Here is a 17,733-nt window from a genome sequence, read left to right on the forward strand (position 1 = left end):
TGGAAGGTTGTGAAAAGTTTTCGACCCAATCGAAAGGTCAACCGAAATGCGTCGTTGTGCGCCTTGTAGTCGGCAATGCGAAGCACTAAGACCTCGCGTCACCATATTTAGCCAGAACGGAAGCCGATATGCAAGCGCTCACCGATGTATTGAATTGGATCAGTACCCAGCTTGGCCATGAAATTCCGGGTGATACATCGTCTGCTTTTTATGCATTGTTTCACGTTGTCCTTCTCTGGGCCCCGCTTGCTCTTTTTCTAGTTTTATTGTTGGGCGGCGTGAGAGCTGTTCTAAGATTCGCCCGCCGTTTTTTGAAAAAGGCAAACGCCCTGACGCAATCGGGACTTCCCACTTCGGTCTTTCAGCTTATCTTTCGCCATACCCGACGCGATCAGCTTTATCTTGTGATACTGGGGCTGATCTCGTTGCCGGTGCTTTACATGACGCTCGAGCTTCCAAAGCGCATCATCAACAGGGCTATCGACGGGCCGGAACATACGACGATCATTTTCGGAATAAAGCTTAGTCAAACCGAACATCTGTTCTTTCTGTGCGGGCTGTACCTGTTCGCGATCATCATAAGCGGGCTGATGAAATTCAGCCTGAACGTCTACAAAGGAAAAGTCGGTGAACGGCTTTTGCGGCGGCTCCGGCTCGAGATATACTACCGTTGGAGATCAGGGTCAGGCACCGAGCAGCGATCCGAGGTTATCCCGATCGTTACCCAAGAAGTCGAACCGATCGGTGGCTTCGCCGCCGAGGCTTTCGCCCTGCCGGTGTTTCAGGGCGGCACATTTCTTACCATCCTTACGTTCATGTTCTTGCAGGACCCTTATTTGGGGGCTGCGGCGATTACACTGCTTCCGCTTCAACTTGCGCTTATCCCCAGGCTGCAACGAAAGGTAAACGTACTTGCACGAAGCAGGATGATCGAGGTGCGCAATCTGAGCGGTCAACTTGGGTACCAATCGGGGTCGTCTGAACTGCCCTCCGGCCCGTCAAAGGCGGTGGGAACCAGCCTGAAGGAAATGGAGCGTATCCGGCTCAGCATCCATCGCGCAAAGTTTTTTGCCAAGAGCCTCAATAACTTCCTGTCTGCTCTTACGCCATTCTTCTTCTATGCCATCGGGGGCTATCTTGTGATCAATGGCAAGCTGACCCTCGGTGCACTGGTGGCGGTCATCGCTGCGTACAAAGATTTCTCCGCGCCCCTGAGCGAACTGTTTCGATATTACCAAACCCGCGAGGATGTCAGGATCCGATACGAAGGTATCGACGAATTCCTAGGAATAAGCTCGCGTCCAAATACCGCGCAAACCAAAGCAGCCGCGGGCTAAGCCGAGGCTGGAATAGCCGGCGGTTCGGGGCGTTTCAAACTGCCGCCATCACAGTGTCGACAGCGCGGGATAGTCTCTCGACCATCTCGTCCAGTTCTTTCTCAGTCGCGATAAACGGCGGAGCGAGCAAAATGTGGTCGCCTTTACGGCCATCGCGTGTACCGGGCATCGGATAGCAGATCAGCCCTTCGGCAAACGCCGCTTTTTTGAGCTTCCCTGCCAGACCCAGCCCCGGGTCCAAGGGTTCCTTGGTGTCGCGGTCGGCCACGAATTCCAAACCGCGAAACAGTCCGCGCCCCCGAATATCGCCGATGTTGGCGTGGTCACCAAACCGGGCATTCAAAGCCTCGTGCAGATAGTCTCCTTTGGTTTGAACCTGCGCAACAAGGTCCCGTTCCAGCAGTTCCGACACCACGGCAAGACCTGCGGCAGCCGCTACCGGGTGGCCGATATAAGTATGCCCATGTTGGAAAAAGCCGGTGCCTTCGGCGATCGTATTATACACTTCTTCAGAGCACAGCATCGCACCTATCGGCTGATACCCTGCACCCAATCCCTTGGCGATACACAATATATCCGGCGCGACATCTTCTGCGTCACAGGCAAACAGATGCCCGGTTCGGCCCATGCCACACATGACTTCATCGAGTATCAGCAACACCCCGTAACGATCACAAATCTCGCGGATACGCTTAAAATACCCTGCGACCGCCGGCACGGCCCCCAGCGTGGCCCCCACCACCGGTTCGGCAATAAACGCCATGACGCTATCTTCTCCCAACCGGAGAATTTCCGCCTCAAGCTCATTCGCGACGCGCTCTCCATAAGCCTCGAGGCTCTCATCCGGTCGACGCTCGGCATATTCATAGCAGGGTGCTATATGGCTCACCTCGACCAACAATGGTGCGAATTGTTGTCGCCGCCAAGCGTTGCCACCCGCAGACAGTGCCCCGATGGTGTTGCCGTGGTAACTTTGGCGACGTGCGATAAGGTGTCGGCGTTGCGGTTCGCCGCGCTCGACGTGATACTGACGCGCGAGTTTGATCGCGCTTTCCACAGCCTCAGAGCCACCTGAAACGAAATACACCCGGTCCAGATTTCCCGGCGCATTCGCAATCAACAGATCGGCAAGTTGCTCGGCCGGTTCAGAGGTGAAAAAGCTGGTATGCGCAAATGCAAGCTGATCCATCTGCGTTTTCACCGCGTCGCGCACACGTTGGTTGGAATGACCAAGGCAAGACACCGCGGCCCCCCCCGACCCGTCGAAATAACGCTTGCCATCCGCCGCGATGAGATAGCAACCCTCGCCGCCGACCGCTTGTGGTAGGTCGACGTGGCAATGACGTGGGAATACGTGACTGGAGCACTGATTCATGACGGGGATCTCTCGAAGGGCTAGGTAAGTTTACGCCAAGCATAGGCAGGTTTCGTGCCATCGGTAAGGCAAATTTATCATAAGCTGAACATTAAAAGGACGCTGATTTCGGTGTTCGACTTTTCCGAGAACTTCGCAACCCACCTGCCCGTGGGGTTCATCAAAAAATCTCCAGGAACAGTTGCCCGAAAAGGACAATACGGCGACGCCCAGTGTGATCAATTGCGCAATCTGCGCCAGATGGGGCGCATGATCGGTAAACGTCGCCGGATATCAGGGTTTGTCACCGGACGGCTAATTTCAAAAAAAGGTTTTTTCGTCTTGTACTACCTAGGTTTGCTTGGCTATACGCGTCAGCGGAGATGTGGCCGAGTGGTCGAAGGCGCTCCCCTGCTAAGGGAGTAGGCCCGGAAGGGTCTCGAGGGTTCGAATCCCTTCGTCTCCGCCACTTTCCCAATCGATCAAAAAAACCGCCACATAAACAAGGCGTAATCGCTTTGATCTCGCCCTTTTTTTTTCTAAACGTGTCTCGCCCCTTTAGGGTTCTTTGAACGCTTTGAGAGCGGGGGCACGGGTATCGAGAGCCGCAGACGCTGTGCCGGCACGCTGGGACGGGCGGTAATGGGGTCGTCGAAGGCTAGGAAATATCTAATTTTCAGCCCGTTCCAGGAACCACGTCACCACAGCATCGATCGCGGCATTCTGCTTGGATTGTCGCTTGGCAAGCAGATAAAAATCCTGCTCGCCCGAGAGGGTAAGTGGTGTGATCTGGAGCAATCGCTTGGCTTCAAGCTCTGTCGCCACCAGAAAACGGCTAACCAAAGCAACACCTTGACCAAAGATCGCGGCATCCACGGCCAAGGATGTCTGACTAAGGCGCAGTCCGCGACCTCCCCTATCCTCGACTTGTAACAATCCCAGAAATTCCGGCCACAGATCATGCGCGTCGTGAACCTTGGGCATCGATGCGATGGCGTGTGACGTGGCAGGCAAAGCATACTTTTCAACAAGGCTTGGTGCCGCCACGGCGATAATTTCCTGACGAAACAGAAGATGAGCATTGAGGGAAGCACCGAAGGGTGGTTTTCCCTGCCTTACAGCAAGGTCAATCCCGTCGCTGTGAAAGCTCGAAACCTTTTCTGTTGCCATAATGCGCAGATCGATATCGGGGTGTTTGGCCGATAGGTCCGGCAAGCTAGGGATCAACCATTTGGCGGCGAATGTTGGCGTGACACTGACAAGCACTTTGCCAGGTTCCGGTCTCAGTTGATCGGTTGCCCTACGGAGCGCGTCGAACGCGGCACCGATGGTTACGTGATAGCTCCGCCCTGCTGAAGTGAAAGCCAACCCTTTGGGCAGCCTTTCGAATAGTGGCACACCCAAATACGTCTCAAGCTGACGCACCTGTTGGGCGACCGCACCTTGAGTGACGCCCAGTTCATCCGCAGCGGCACGAAAATTCAGAAGCCTACCAGCCACGTCAAAAGCGCGTAGTCCGTTGAGAGGAGGAAGTTGGGACATATGACAATAGTATTCCTACAGGCACGACACATCAATTCTCAGGCAGAACATCACCCCACGTATAGCACTTATACGCCAACACACAAACGGAGAGAACAATGTCAGTAGAAAAAGTAGCGCTCATCACCGCAGGCGGGAGTGGCATGGGGGCAGACGCCGCCCGTCGATTAGCCGCAGACGGATTTAAGGTTGGTATCCTCTCATCGTCGGGGAAAGGCGAGGCGCTTGGCGTCGAGCTGGGGGGCTTTGGCGTCACAGGTTCCAATACCAGTCCCGAAGACATTTCCGCATTGGTGCAAGGTGCCATGGAACGTTGGGGTCGGGTGGACGCGCTGATCAATTCCGCTGGCCATGGCCCCAAAGGGCCGGTGCTGGAGATTTCGGACGATGATTGGCACATGGGCATGGAAGTCTATTTGATGAACGTTATCCGCCCGACACGGTTGGTCACCCCCGTGATGCAGGCGCAGAACGGCGGTACTATCATCAACATTTCGACATTTGCGGCGTTCGAGCCTGACCCGCTCTTCCCGACTTCGGGCGTATTCCGGGCGGGCCTTGCAGCTTTCACCAAGCTTTATTCCGACAAATATGCCGCTGACAACATTCGCATGAACAATGTGCTGCCCGGTTTCATTGACAGCCTTCCGGAAACCGAGGATCGCAAGGCGCGCATTCCGATGCAGCGCTATGGGCAGACGCAAGAGGTCTCATCGGTGATTTCGTTTCTCGCCTCTGAAGGGGGCGGCTACATCACTGGGCAAAACCTGCGTATCGACGGGGGTCTGACCCGTGCCGTCTGATATCACCATTGGACGCCCACGATTGGACCGCTTGGTTTTCGGGGTTAAATGGGGCGCTTCGATCATCCAGATCATGGGCTACACCGCTACGGGCTTCCGATGGACGCCATGGAACCTCTATCTGTTTTTGATCGGCGTATTGGGGTGGTTTGCTGTTGGTGCCTTGTGGAATGACAAGGCGTTAATGCTGGTCCACCTTGTCGCACTCGGCGCGATGATCGCGGGAATGACCATCGCACCACCGTCATAGGGCGAACATCAAGACAGGGCGCAGCACCGCGTCGATCAGGCCCCAATTACGCAAGACAGCAATGTTCGACACAAGCCGCAGGTGCGGCGAAGATTGCTAGGCTTCGGTTTGAAACAGGTCTATTGATAGGAAAACGAACGAGGTTAAATCATGCAGCGCAGCACCATTTCGGTAATTTTGACTTTCATGCTCGCGTCAGGTTGCAGCAACATTGCCGCCGACCGCACTTTGGTCGTAGGTACCGGCCCAGACGAATTGCTGAAGCTGCGCGCAGGTCCGGGGCTTGGATTTAGCGTTATCTTGGGCCTGCCGGACGGAACCGCGCTGAATCGCCGGGACTGTGTCACCGAAATAGGTCAATTGTGGTGCCGTGTCTCGCTTACCGCCGCACCTCAAATCACGGGCTATGTGTCGGCCGATTATCTTTCGTCACGTTAACCTGGACCTATGGATGCCGCGCTGTGTTTACCCACATCGGTCGGGGCAAATAATATTGGTCACTGCAAGGCGAACGGCGCAGTTCGACCTCAGCGGTAGCTTCCAGCCCTCCCAAGACCTGTCGGCTGTGGGGCCGCGATGGGTTGAAGTGACGGGCCTCGCCTGACTTCATCCCTATACACAAAAGACCGCATTGACGCTTGTGTCTAACGCCGCGGCATTTGTACCGGGGGCACGCAACCCCATGCACACGGGAAAATCCGGGCGCACCGACGCGAGAGGTGCACGGCTCTTTGCCTTATTTAAACCGGCGACCTTCGGGCACCTTTTATGCATGTAGGGTCACAACGGTGCCGTTACGGTAAATGTCTGGCGTCACTGGGCGTCAGACAAAATCTCGATCAGTTCGGCTTGGGATAAGGCGAACGGGTTTGCCTTCATCGACGAAGCCGTTCCAGCGGCCTTGGCGATCTGGGCATGCAAAGCCTCCCCCACCCCGAGCGCGCCGAGGCTGCGCAGACCCATTTGCCGCGACCAGGCGTCAAGCGCCTTCAGGCCAGAACCGGGTGCACTGGTTGTTGCGAATTGATGATCGAGTTCGGTCAATATGAAATCCAGGCGACGATAAGTTTCGGAACCGGGCCTGGCCTTGCGCAGGTGGGATGCCAGTACGGCAGGCAGCAAGGCACCGCATATCTCGCCGTGCGGTGCCCCGGTCAAACCGCCGATTACTCCGGCAAATCCATGCACCGCGCCTAGTCCCGCATTGGCCAGGGCCAAGCCCCCGCAAGTGCTTACCCACGCCATATCGTCCCACGCTTTGGGGGTCCCGTTTTCGACCACGTCTCGCAGGGCCGACAAGCCCACAGGAATTGCAGCGCGGCACAGGGCATCGGTCATCGGATTGGATTTCGACGATACGTATGGTTCAATGACCTGAGTAATCGCATCCAGCGCCGCCGCGAGGATCACCCGACGCGGGGCACCCTCCATCAGCGCGGCATCGACGATGGCGATATCGGGGATCATACGCGGGTCGCGCAGGCTGACCTTGACGTTATGGGTCGGCACGGTAATCACGGCGTTCTTGGTGACCTCCGCACCGGTTCCAGCGGTCGTTGGTACGGCAATCATCGGTATGGGCGCGCACGGCAGCGGCTGGCCCCCGCCCACCCCTTCAAGGTAGTCAAGCGGCGTGCCATCGCAGGGGATCAAGGCGGCGAGCGCCTTCGCAAAGTCGATGACCGATCCGCCACCCAGACCGACGACCACATCAAACGATTGCTGTTTCAGACACGCCAATGCACCTTCAATCGCAGGCAAGCTTGGTTCTTCCGGACAGCCCTGGGTTTGCACGTCCAATCCAGTATCAATACAGCTTTCGATCAACCAAGCGGCACGGGCTGGGTTCGACCCATGGACGATAAGCACACGATGGCCAAAACCTGCGGCCAACGCCGCGGCCTGCGCAGCTTGCCCGCGCCCGAAATACAGTGCCTGGGGGCTAAAGAACGAAAACATCGGCTTAGCTGTCAGTGGCGTCTTTGTGGTAGCTGTCAAGCACGGCAACCTCGTCGCGCGAGCCAAGGATCACCGGAACGCGCTGGTGCGGTGCCGTGGGGGCGACGTCCATGATCGCGCCCTGCCCTGTCGACGCAGCACCGCCTGCCGCTTCGATCACCATCGCCATCGGGTTCGCCTCGTACATCAGACGCAGCTTGCCGCCGGTTTTCTGGTTGTTGTTGTCAGCGGGGTACAGAAAGACGCCGCCACGCGTGAGGATACGGTGCACATCCGCGACCATGGACGCGGTCCAGCGCATGTTGAACGACCGGCCACGGGGCCCTTCCTTGCCCGCGACGGCCTCGTCCACATAGCGGCTGACGGGCGCATACCAATAGCGTGCGCGCGAGGTGTTGATCGCATATTCCGAGGTCTCGGCCGGCACGGTCATCTTGGGGTGCGTCAAGCTGAATTCGCCAGTGTCCGGATCGCTGCTGAAGCCCGCCACCTCGTCGCCCTTGGTGACCACAAACATGGTCGAGGGACCGTAGATCGCATAGCCCGCGCAAATCTGGTTGCGCCCGTTGTGCAGCACGTTGCGGTCGCCATCGGCCTGCACCTGCATGACCGAAAAGATCGACCCCACCGACAGGTTCACATCAAGGTTTGACGACCCGTCCAGCGGATCGAAATACAGCAGGTAGTCGCCCTTTTGCGGCTCTTTCAGCCAAGTGACCTCTTCCACCTCTTCCGACACAAGTGCTGCCAGCCGCGGGCTGTTGGCACACTCACGCTCGAACACGTCATTGGCCATGATATCGAGCGTCTTTTGCGCCTCGCCCTGCACGTTGATCTCTCCGGCGGCACCAAGGTTGCCCTCGAAGGCACCACGACGCACGAGACCGGCGATCAGTCGCGACGCCGAGGCGATGTCTTCCAGCAGAAACACCAGATCGGGGTCAAAGCTGTTTTGGGTCAGATACCGGCGAAGTGTGGGAGCGGTCATAAAGGTGTCCTTAAAAATTCAGGGTCGCGTCAACGGCCTTTTTCCAGAGCGCGTATTTCGCGTTGCGCTGGTCATCGTCCATTTTCGGCGTGAATTGGGTTTCCTGTGTCCACGATTTCGCGAACTGTTCCTGATCAGGATAAACGCCCGCGTGCATCCCCGCAAGCCACGCGACCCCGAGGGCGGTGGTTTCATGCACCGTGGGCCGGTCAACGGGCGCGGCGATGATGTCGGATAGGAATTGCATGGTCCAGTCGCTGGCAGACATGCCGCCATCGACGCGCAAGGTGGGCTGCACGCCATCGACTTTCCAGTCGGCGGCCATCGCTTCGAGCAGATCGCGCGTCTGGTAGCCGACGCTTTCCAGCGCCGCGCGGGCCATTTCGGCGGGCCCCGTGCCGCGGGTCAGACCAAAGACCGCGCCGCGACAATCGGGGTTCCAGTATGGCGCACCCAGCCCGACAAAGGCCGGCACCAGTACCACGTTCTGATGCGGGTCCGCCTGTTCGGCCAGCCCTTGCGTCTCGGCCGAATCCTGAATGATCCGTAAACCATCTCGCAGCCATTGCACCACGGCCCCCGCGACAAAGATCGACCCTTCCAGCGCATAGGTCGGCTTGCCGTCGAACTGATAGGCAATGGTCGTGAGCAACCGGTTTTCCGACCGCACCGGCGTGTCGCCTGTGTTCATCAGCGCGAAACAGCCCGTGCCGTAGGTGGATTTCAGCATCCCCGGCTCGAAACACGCCTGCCCCACCGTGGCCGCCTGCTGGTCGCCCGCGACCCCGTGGATCGGCACGGCAGCGCCCAGAATATCGGGATCGGTATGGCCGAAATCATCGGCGCAGTTCTTGACCTCTGGCAACATCTCCATCGGTATGTCGAGCAGGTCACAGATCGAACGGCTCCACCGGCCCTTGCGGATATCATACAGCATGGTGCGCGCGGCGTTGGTGGCGTCTGTCGCATGCGACGCCCCGCCGGTGAGCTTCCAGATCAAAAAGCAATCGACGGTGCCGAACAGCAGCTCGCCCTTGGCGGCACGGTCGCGCGCACCTTCGACGTTGTCCAATATCCACGCCAGCTTGGTGCCCGAGAAATACGGGTCCAGCAGCAGGCCGGTGCGGTCGGTGAACATCTCTTCGTGGCCCGCATCGCGCAGGGCGCTACACTGGCTGGCGGTGCGGCGGTCCTGCCAGACGATGGCGTTATAGATCGGACGGCCGGTTTGCTTGTCCCAGACCACAACAGTCTCGCGCTGGTTGGTGATGCCGATGGCGGCGATATCGCCCGCCGTGATCCCTGCCTTGTCGATCGCCCCGCGGCAGGTCGCCTGCGTGGTGCGCCACAGATCATCGGGATCGTGTTCAACCCAGCCGGACTGGGGGAAATGCTGGGGGAATTCTTCCTGGGCGCTGGCAACGGACTTCATCGCGCCGTCATAGAGGATCGCCCGAGTGGAGGTGGTGCCCTGGTCGATGGCAAGGATGTACGTCATGCGCGGCCCCCGTAAAATAGTAAGCGTCAACTGCGGCCCAGCATATCAAGGGACAGCAGGCCCGACCAGATGGCCCGGTCATCAGTGAAGGGTGAAAAAGATGGTGAAAGATGAAAAGTCCGGGGCCAGATATCCGGCCCCGGACGATCGGCTTACTGCCAGGATTTGATCAGCTCGTCATAAGCGATCGTCTTTGGCTCTTCGTCCTCGTTTTCCAACTTTGGCTTCGGCGAACCGGGCTGCTCCAGCCAATAGGATGGATCACGCTCTTCGTTCATCTTGGGGCCGATGTCGCCCTGAACGCCTGCGCGCTCAAGCCGGATCATGACCTTTTCCTGATCGGCGCAAAGTGCGTCCAACGCTTCCTGAGGGGTCTTTGCACCGGACATTGCGTCGCCGATGTTCTGCCACCACAGCTGCGCCAGCTTTGGATAGTCAGGCACGTTGGTGCCGGTTGGCGACCACTGAACCCGTGCTGGTGAGCGGTAGAATTCGACCAGACCACCCAGTTTCGGCGCACGCTCTGTAAAGCTTTCATGCTGGATCGTCGATTCACGAATGAAGGTCAGGCCAACGTGGCTTTTCTTGACGTCCACAGTTTTGGAGGTGACGAACTGAGCATAGAGCCAGGCCGCCTGTGCACGATCAACCGGCGTGGATTTCATCAGCGTCCACGATCCGGCATCCTGATACCCGATCTTGGTGCCTTCGGTCCAATATGCACCGTGTGGCGAAGGTGCCATGCGCCACTTTGGCGTGCCATCTTCGTTCATCACAGGCAAACCCGGCTCTACCGACGCGGCGGTGAACGCGGTGTACCAGAACATCTGCTGGGCCACGTTGCCCTGCGCCGGAATTGGGCCCGCCTCAGAGAAGGTCATACCCGCAGCCGCCGGAGGCGAGTACTTTTGCAGCCATTCGATCGCCTTGGTCACGGCATAGACTGCTGCCGGCCCGTTTGTGGCACCGCCACGCGCAACGCAAGAGCCCACAGGCTGCGAGTTTTCGTTGACGCGGATGCCCCATTCATCGACGGGCAGTCCGTTTGGTTCGCCTACATCACCGGCACCGGCCATCGACAGCCACGCATCGGTGTAGCGCCAGCCAAGCGACGGGTCTTTCTTGCCGTAGTCCATGTTGCCAAAGACTTCGCCTTCGACGCCAAGACGCGACAGGTCGCGACCGGTGAAGAATTCGGCGATGTCCTCGTATGCCGACCAGTTGACCGGTACACCCAGATCGTAGCCATATTTCTCTTTGAAGTCAGCCTTGTTCTGTTCGTCGTTGAACCAATCGTAGCGGAACCAGTACAGGTTCGCGAACTGCTGGTCGGGCAGTTGGTAGACCTTGCCATCGGGACCGGTGGTGAAGGACAGGCCGATGAAGTCTTCAAGGTCGAGACCGGGGTTGGTCACGGCTTTGCCATCGCCCTCCATCCAGTCGGTCAGATTGCGGGCTTGCTGATAGCGCCAGTGCGTCCCGATCAGGTCGGAATCGTTGATATAGGCGTCATAGATGTTCTCGCCCGACTGCATTTGTGTCTGCAACTTTTCAACAACGTCACCTTCGCCGATCAGGTCATGAGTGACCTTGATGCCGGTGATCGCTTCGAAAGCCGGAGCCAGAACGGTAGATTCGTAGGTGTGCGTGCCGATTGTCTCGGACACGACGTTGATCGACATGCCTTCAAACGGTTTTGCAGCGTCGATAAAGAACTGCAGTTCGGCTTCCTGGTCTTCCCGCGACAGCGCGGACAGATCGCCGATTTCCTTATCAAGGAAAGCCTTTGCGGCCTCCATGTCGGCGAACGCAGGTGCGGCAAACATGCAAGCCGCAAGCCCGATCGCAGTCGTTCCCTTTAAGCGCAAGTTCATGATGTTCCTCCCTAGAATTGAACATTTGAGAGGTCCGGTTCTTGCAGGCCGGCCCCCCTTATTTTCCTTTCCTAGACCCAGCGGAAAACCGCGATGGCATAGAAAAGGCAGACAACCAATGCCCCCCATTGGGGCGCATTTAGCAGCCCGAGCCAAGCCAGATTGATAAAGGCCGAGCCCAGAAGCGTGATGAACAACCGGTCACCGCGCGTCGTTTCCATCCCCAGTATACCGGCGCGCGGCACTTCGGGGAATTTGATTGCAAGGATCGTAAAGGTGATCAGCGTCACCGCGATGATCCCAAAGAAAGCGGCGGTGGGCCAAGTCCAAGCCATCCAGTCCATAATGTTTCCTCCGGTCTTTCTTTGTTAAACGCGGCCCAAGGCAAAGCCTTTGGCGATGTAGTTGCGCACGAAATAGATCACCAACGCCCCAGGCACGATTGTGAGCACCCCTGCCGCGGCCAGCACACCCCAGTCGATCCCGGCGGCACCGACGGTGCGGGTCATGGTGGCGGCAATCGGCTTGGCGTTCACACTGGTCAACGTACGGCTCAGCAGAAGTTCGACCCAGCTGAACATGAACAGGAAGAATGCGGTCACCCCGATCCCGGATGCCACCAGCGGCGTGAAGATACGGATAAAGAACCGGGGAAAGCTGTAGCCGTCGATATAGGCGGTCTCGTCGATCTCTTTCGGGACGCCGCGCATGAACCCCTCGAGGATCCAGACCGCCAGCGGCACATTGAAAAGTGCATGCGCCAGCGCCACGGCGATATGCGTATCGAACAACCCGACCGAGCTATAGAGCTGGAAGAATGGCAGCGCAAAAACCGCAGGCGGGGCCATCCGGTTGGTCAGCAGCCAAAAGAACAGGTGCTTGTCACCCATGAAGCTGTAGCGCGAAAAGGCATAGGCCGCCGGCAGCGCCACAGCGAGCGAGATCACCATGTTCATCACCACATAGGCCATCGAGTTCAGATAGCCCGAATACCACGATGCATCCGTGAGGATCGTCACGTAGTTGTCGAACGTCAGATCACGCGGCCACAGGGTAAAACTGTTGAGGATCTCTGTGTTGGTCTTGAGGCTCATGTTCAGCAGCCAATAGATCGGCAGCAGCAAGAACAGCAGATAGAGCGCCATGACAATCGCGTTGCCCTTGAACCCAGGCAGGGCAAACCCACGTTTTTGTGCAAGATCAGACATCAGTGGCCATCCCTTTTATCAAGGTTCGTCATCACGGTGTAGAACACATAGGAGATCAGCAGGATCACTAGATAATACATGATCGAGAACGCCGCCGCAGGGCCAAGGTCAAACTGTCCGAGGGCCATCTTGACCAGATCGATCGACAGGAACGTGGTAGAGTTACCAGGCCCCCCGCCCGTCACGACGAACGGTTCGGTGTAGATCATGAAGCTGTCCATAAACCGCAGCAGGATCGCGATCATCAGCACGCCCATCATCTTGGGCAGCTCGATATAGCGGAAGACTTTCCAGCGGCTCGCCTGGTCGATCTTGGCCGCCTGATAATAGGCATCGGGGATGGATTGCAGACCGGCGTATGCCAGCAAGGCAACCAGTGACGTCCAGTGCCAGACGTCCATGATGATAACAGTTACCCAAGCCGCATAAAAATCTTGGGTGTAGTTATAGTCGATGCCCAGTGCCGCCAACGTATAACCCAAAAGCCCGATATCGACGCGGCCGAAGATCTGCCAGATGGTGCCCACCACGTTCCACGGGATCAGCAAAGGCAGCGACATCAGCACAAGACAAAGCGATGCCCAAAACCCCCTTTTCGGCATGTTAAGCGCGACAAAGATCCCCAGCGGAATTTCGATGGCAAGGATGATTGCCGAAAATGCGACCTGCCGCCCCAAGGCATCCCACATCCGTTCAGAGGAGATCATCTCGCGGAACCACTCAAGGCCCGCCCAGAAAAACTGGTTTTTTCCGAATGTATCCTGCACCGAATAATTCACCACAGTCATCAGCGGGATAACGGCGGAAAAAGCCACAAGCAGCAGCACGGGCAGCACAAGAAGCCATGCTTTTTGATTGACGGTCTTGTTCATGACACGGTCCTTTCAGCAGGGGTCAGGACGGCGGAAGAAAGTGCATGCCTCATCTCAGGCCCCCTGCGGCGCGACGCGCCAGCTGTTTGAATAGACGTTTACGCCCGCAGGATCGAAAACAATGCGGTTCATATCGGGTGAAATCTCGGCACCTTCTTCGGCTATCACGTTGATTGCAGTCCCCTTGAAGTCAGTGCGCACAATCTTGTGTCGCCCTACGTCTTCGACCCGCTTGACAGTGACCGGCAGCCCGACATCGCCGGATGCAAGCGTCGTAAATTCTGGCCGCACGCCGACTTCTACTTTGCCTGTCGGGGTCCCGAATCCCTGCCCAAGCGAGATTTCGGTCCCGTCGATCACTGCCTTGTCGCCCTGCACGGATGCATCCAGCACGTTCATGCCCGGTGAGCCGATGAAATAGCCGACAAAAGTATGCTGCGGCGTCTCGAACAGTTCTTGGGGTGTGCCCATCTGCACCACGCGGCCGTCATACATGACGACAACCTTATCAGCGAAAGTCAGTGCCTCGGTCTGGTCGTGGGTCACATAGATCATCGTGTGACCGAATTCATGGTGAAGCGATTTCAGCTGCGTGCGCAGCTCCCACTTCATATGGGGGTCGATCACGGTCAGCGGCTCGTCAAACAGCAGCGCGTTCACGTCCTCACGCACCATCCCCCGCCCGAGCGATATCTTCTGCTTGGCGTCCGCCGTCAGCCCGCGCGCCTTGCGGTTCAGCATGTCTTCCATGCCGATCATCGTGGCAATTTGCTGAACGCGCTCGGCAACATAGGCAGCATCGGCACCCCTGTTGCGCAGGGGGAACGCCAGATTATCACGGACAGTCATCGTGTCGTAAACAACCGGAAACTGAAAAACCTGCGCGATGTTTCGCTGGGTCGTGGGCTCATGGGTGACATCACGGTCGTTGAACAGGATGCGCCCTTGGCTGGGATGCAGCAGGCCCGAAATGATGTTTAGCAACGTGGATTTTCCACAACCCGACGCCCCGAGCAGCGCGTAGGCCTCACCGTCCACCCAGTCGTGGTTCAGCTCTTTCAACGCGAAATCATCTTCGCCCTTGGGGTTGGGCAGATATGAATGCGCCAGATTGTCGAGGGTTATTTTTGCCATGAGTTCAGGTCCCCCTCAGGCCGCAATTGCGTAGGATGCGGCGGCGACTGATGTGCCGTCTTCCGCAAATATATAGACATGTCTGGGGTCAAGATAGACTTTGAGCGGCGCTCCGATCTGAAGATTTTTTACGCCGTGAACCAGCCCCACCCAGTTCTCGCCATGGTGATCCAGGTGGATGAATGTCTCTGACCCCGTGATCTCGGTCACATTCAGCTTTCCGGAAAATTCCAACGCATCCGAGGACTTTCGTGCCAGTTCAAGGTGGTTAGGCCTGAAGCCTGCAACATATTTCCCGTCTGAAAGCCCCTTGAACCCCCCGAATGCCGCCGTTGTCTGGCCGTCATCAAGAACCAGGTTATCCCCTGATTTGCGGACATTAAGAAAATTCATCGGAGGGTCGGAGAAAACCCGTGCCGTTGTCGCATCAACCGGCTGGCGATACACAACCGGTGTCAGGCCAAATTGCGTTACCCGACCCTCCCACAAGGTCGCCGTATATCCGCCCAGCAACAACGCCTCTTCCGGTTCGGTGGTGGCGTAGACAAAGATCGACCCGGCTTCTTCAAAAATTTTCGGAATTTCGGCGCGCAACTCTTCGCGCAGTTTGTAATCGAGGTTCGCCAGAGGTTCATCCAGCAGCACCAGCCCCGCATCCTTGACCAGCGCCCGAGCCAGCGCACAGCGCTGTTGCTGGCCCCCGGAAAGCTCAAGCGGTTTACGGTCCAGCATCCCGGAAAGCTGCATCAAATCAGCGGCTTTGCGCACGGCGTGGTCGATCTCGGTCTTGGATTTCCCCAACAGGCGCATCGGGCTTGCAATGTTGTTGTAGACCGTCATCGAGGGATAATTGATGAACTGTTGGTAAACCATCGCCACACCACGGTCCTGCACCCGCATGCCCGTGACATCCTGACCATTCCAGATGACCTTGCCCCGGTTCGGCACATCCAACCCCGCCATCAACCGCATAAGCGAAGTCTTGCCCGAAGATGTCGGCCCCAAAAGCACATTCATCGTTCCGGACCGGAGCTCAAGATCTGTCGGGTGGATATGTGTCTGGCCGTTCACGACCTTCGACACACCCTCTAAAAGCAATGACATTTCAGTCTCCCTGTTCGCCGTTTCAGACGGCGTATTTCTGTGACGGCGCGGCGGCATTTTCGGTCAGCCAAGCGTCCAGTTCAGCTATTTCCTGTGCGCTCAGGCGTAGACCCAATTTTGATCTGCGCCAAACGATATCATTTGCGGTATGCGCGAACTCATTTCGGACCATCCATTTCACTTCGCGCTCGGTCAACGTCGCCCCGAAATCGCGCCCCAAGTCCTCAGCGGTCTTGGCGTCCCCCAACATATCAAAGGCTTCGTTGCCGTAGGCTTTGATCAGCCGGTCCGCCCAACGTACGCTCAGGAACGGATATGAGTCACGCAGGCGGTCTTTTAAGGCGTGAGCCCCGTCAACAGGGAAATCCCCGCCGGGCAGAGCAACCCCGGCAGTCCAGGGTTTGTCGTTCTTGCCAAAAAACGGCTCGATTTTTTGGAGCGCCGTTTCCGCCAGGCGTCGATAGGTGGTGATTTTGCCACCAAAGACATTCAGGACAGGCGCACCTGCCGATTGATCAACCTTGAGAACATAATCACGGGTCGCTGCGGTGGCGGAACTGGCACCATCATTATAAAGCGGTCGCACCCCCGAGTAAGTCCAGACAATGTCGTCGGTCGTGATCGGTGTCTTGAGGTACTGTGATGCGAAGTTAACCAGATACGATTGTTCTTCCGGTGTGCAGACCGGTTTCGTCCGAACATCTGCATGGTCGGCGTCGGTGGTGCCGATCAACGTGAAATCGGTTTCATAAGGTATGGTAAATATGATCCGCCCGTCTTCGCCCTGGAAGAAATAGCATTTGTCATGATCGTAAAGCTTTCGGGTCACAATGTGGCTGCCCCGTACCAACCGCACACCTTCGGTCGTGTTGATGCGCACCGTGTTGCGGATCACGTCCTCAACCCAGGGGCCACCCGCGTTTACCAACATCCGCGCCCGCACAATTCGCCGAGGGCCCGTGGCGGGCTCCAGCGTGATCTGCCACGCCCCGTCAACCTGTTCGGCGGATACAACCTTGGTGCGGGTGTTGATCTTCGCACCGCGTGACTGGGCATCGCGCGCGTTCAAGACCACCAGTCGACTGTCTTCGATCCAGCAATCGGAATATTCATAGGCTTTTTCAAATTGATCCTGCAACGGTTCCCCTTCGGGGGTACCGTGCAATTTCAGCGACGTGGTGCCCTTTAATATCTGTCGGCCGCCCAGATTGTCGTACATGAACAGACCCAGCCGGATCAGCCAGGCAGGGCGTCGGCCTTTCATCCACGGCATGACCACGCTTAGCAGCTTCGAGGTCGGCGTATCCCCCTCGAACCGCATATCCCTATGATATGGCAAAACAAATCGCATCGGCCACGAAATATGCGGCATCGCCCTAAGAAGCGTTTCGCGTTCAATCAACGCTTCGCGTACCAGCCTGATTTCCCAATATTCAAGATAGCGCAGTCCACCGTGAAACAGCTTGGTCGAGGCCGAAGACGTCGCAGAGGCGAGATCGTTCATTTCAGCCAGTTGAACACTGTAACCGCGACCGACTGCATCACGGGCGATACCACACCCGTTGATACCGCCTCCGATGATGAACAGGTCAACAGTTTCTGGTGTTTCAGACTGGCTCAATGAGGCCTCCCAACATCATTAGCGGCCCGGACAAAGCCGCCCGTGGCGTTTGGTCACAAGACACCAAGCCTCGTATTATTTCAAGAAGGAATGTTCGTTTACTTTCGCTTTTCGCTATTACCTTGAATGCAAACAGGTTTTTCTTTCGGTTTACCCACGTGAACCTGCAGAATTGGGCCAATTTCACGA

The 17,733-nt window shown here is 57.3% G+C and carries 16 protein-coding genes and 1 tRNA gene; 5 read left to right on the forward strand and 12 right to left on the reverse strand.

All coding sequences use genetic code 11. The annotated features are described in order from the left end of the window. The first annotated feature begins 128 nt into the window (after window positions 1-128). Window positions 129-1,337 carry an ABC transporter ATP-binding protein gene (locus AC13DE_RS09665; RefSeq protein WP_483047691.1) on the forward strand — a complete coding sequence of 403 codons (1,209 nt, stop codon included), beginning with the start codon at window positions 129-131 and terminating at the stop codon, window positions 1,335-1,337. A gap of 34 nt (window positions 1,338-1,371) precedes the next feature. On the opposite strand, the gene AC13DE_RS09670 is transcribed toward AC13DE_RS09665, so the two are convergent. Then, on the reverse strand, window positions 1,372-2,712 hold the full coding sequence (locus tag AC13DE_RS09670; RefSeq protein ID WP_483047692.1) for an aspartate aminotransferase family protein: 1,341 nt from the start codon (window positions 2,710-2,712) through the stop codon (window positions 1,372-1,374). A gap of 358 nt (window positions 2,713-3,070) precedes the next feature. Between AC13DE_RS09670 and AC13DE_RS09675 the strand changes: the two genes are divergently transcribed. Further along, a tRNA-Ser gene (locus AC13DE_RS09675) sits at window positions 3,071-3,160 on the forward strand. Between the two features lie 200 nt (window positions 3,161-3,360). Here AC13DE_RS09675 and AC13DE_RS09680 read toward each other — a convergent pair. Next, complete coding sequence (locus tag AC13DE_RS09680) at window positions 3,361-4,233, reverse strand: LysR substrate-binding domain-containing protein (protein ID WP_483047693.1); 873 nt, start codon at window positions 4,231-4,233, stop codon at window positions 3,361-3,363. Window positions 4,234-4,331: 98 nt separating this feature from the next. Between AC13DE_RS09680 and AC13DE_RS09685 the strand changes: the two genes are divergently transcribed. The 3 genes from AC13DE_RS09685 to AC13DE_RS09695 all read left to right on the forward strand — a co-directional run bounded on the left by AC13DE_RS09685 (window position 4,332) and on the right by AC13DE_RS09695 (window position 5,724). Continuing rightward, the gene (locus AC13DE_RS09685; protein ID WP_483047694.1) at window positions 4,332-5,036 is read left to right on the forward strand and encodes an SDR family oxidoreductase; all 705 of its coding nucleotides are present in this window, start codon (window positions 4,332-4,334) and stop codon (window positions 5,034-5,036) included. Beyond that, window positions 5,026-5,286, forward strand: coding sequence for a DUF6552 family protein (locus tag AC13DE_RS09690; RefSeq protein WP_483047695.1), 261 nt, complete (start codon window positions 5,026-5,028; stop codon window positions 5,284-5,286). The genes AC13DE_RS09685 and AC13DE_RS09690 overlap by 11 nt, the downstream gene beginning before the upstream one ends. 150 nt (window positions 5,287-5,436) lie before the next feature. Further along, complete coding sequence (locus AC13DE_RS09695) at window positions 5,437-5,724, forward strand: SH3 domain-containing protein (protein ID WP_446314096.1); 288 nt, start codon at window positions 5,437-5,439, stop codon at window positions 5,722-5,724. Window positions 5,725-6,099: 375 nt separating this feature from the next. Here AC13DE_RS09695 and AC13DE_RS09700 read toward each other — a convergent pair whose 3' ends face one another. The 10 genes from AC13DE_RS09700 to glpD form a co-directional block, all read right to left on the reverse strand. Beyond that, window positions 6,100-7,245, reverse strand: a complete 1,146-nt coding sequence (locus AC13DE_RS09700) for an iron-containing alcohol dehydrogenase (RefSeq protein ID WP_483047842.1) — start codon at window positions 7,243-7,245, stop codon at window positions 6,100-6,102. 4 nt (window positions 7,246-7,249) lie between these two features. Further along, window positions 7,250-8,233, reverse strand: a complete 984-nt coding sequence (locus AC13DE_RS09705; RefSeq protein WP_483047696.1) for a class 1 fructose-bisphosphatase — start codon at window positions 8,231-8,233, stop codon at window positions 7,250-7,252. 10 nt (window positions 8,234-8,243) lie between these two features. Continuing rightward, the gene (gene glpK, locus AC13DE_RS09710) at window positions 8,244-9,731 is read right to left on the reverse strand and encodes a glycerol kinase GlpK (RefSeq protein WP_483047697.1); all 1,488 of its coding nucleotides are present in this window, start codon (window positions 9,729-9,731) and stop codon (window positions 8,244-8,246) included. 152 nt (window positions 9,732-9,883) lie between these two features. Next, window positions 9,884-11,605, reverse strand: coding sequence for an ABC transporter substrate-binding protein (locus tag AC13DE_RS09715; protein ID WP_446314097.1), 1,722 nt, complete (start codon window positions 11,603-11,605; stop codon window positions 9,884-9,886). A gap of 71 nt (window positions 11,606-11,676) precedes the next feature. Further along, window positions 11,677-11,949: a DUF2160 domain-containing protein gene (locus AC13DE_RS09720; RefSeq protein WP_446314098.1), complete on the reverse strand. Its 273-nt coding sequence runs from the start codon at window positions 11,947-11,949 to the stop codon at window positions 11,677-11,679. Window positions 11,950-11,973: 24 nt separating this feature from the next. Continuing rightward, window positions 11,974-12,813 (reverse strand): carbohydrate ABC transporter permease, encoded by an 840-nt coding sequence (locus AC13DE_RS09725; RefSeq protein WP_483047698.1) that lies wholly within the window; start codon window positions 12,811-12,813, stop codon window positions 11,974-11,976. Beyond that, a complete protein-coding gene (locus AC13DE_RS09730) occupies window positions 12,813-13,685 on the reverse strand; it encodes a carbohydrate ABC transporter permease (protein ID WP_483047699.1) in 873 nt (290 codons plus the stop codon). Before AC13DE_RS09730 ends, AC13DE_RS09725 begins: the two co-directional genes overlap by 1 nt. A gap of 54 nt (window positions 13,686-13,739) precedes the next feature. Next, the gene (locus AC13DE_RS09735) at window positions 13,740-14,819 is read right to left on the reverse strand and encodes an ABC transporter ATP-binding protein (RefSeq protein ID WP_483047700.1); all 1,080 of its coding nucleotides are present in this window, start codon (window positions 14,817-14,819) and stop codon (window positions 13,740-13,742) included. A gap of 15 nt (window positions 14,820-14,834) precedes the next feature. Beyond that, the gene (locus AC13DE_RS09740) at window positions 14,835-15,923 is read right to left on the reverse strand and encodes an ABC transporter ATP-binding protein (RefSeq protein WP_446297927.1); all 1,089 of its coding nucleotides are present in this window, start codon (window positions 15,921-15,923) and stop codon (window positions 14,835-14,837) included. Window positions 15,924-15,945: 22 nt separating this feature from the next. Continuing rightward, window positions 15,946-17,544 (reverse strand): glycerol-3-phosphate dehydrogenase, encoded by a 1,599-nt coding sequence (gene glpD, locus AC13DE_RS09745; protein WP_483047701.1) that lies wholly within the window; start codon window positions 17,542-17,544, stop codon window positions 15,946-15,948. Window positions 17,545-17,733 lie beyond the last annotated feature (189 nt).

This window comes from Sulfitobacter sp. L-8, assembly GCF_056859255.1.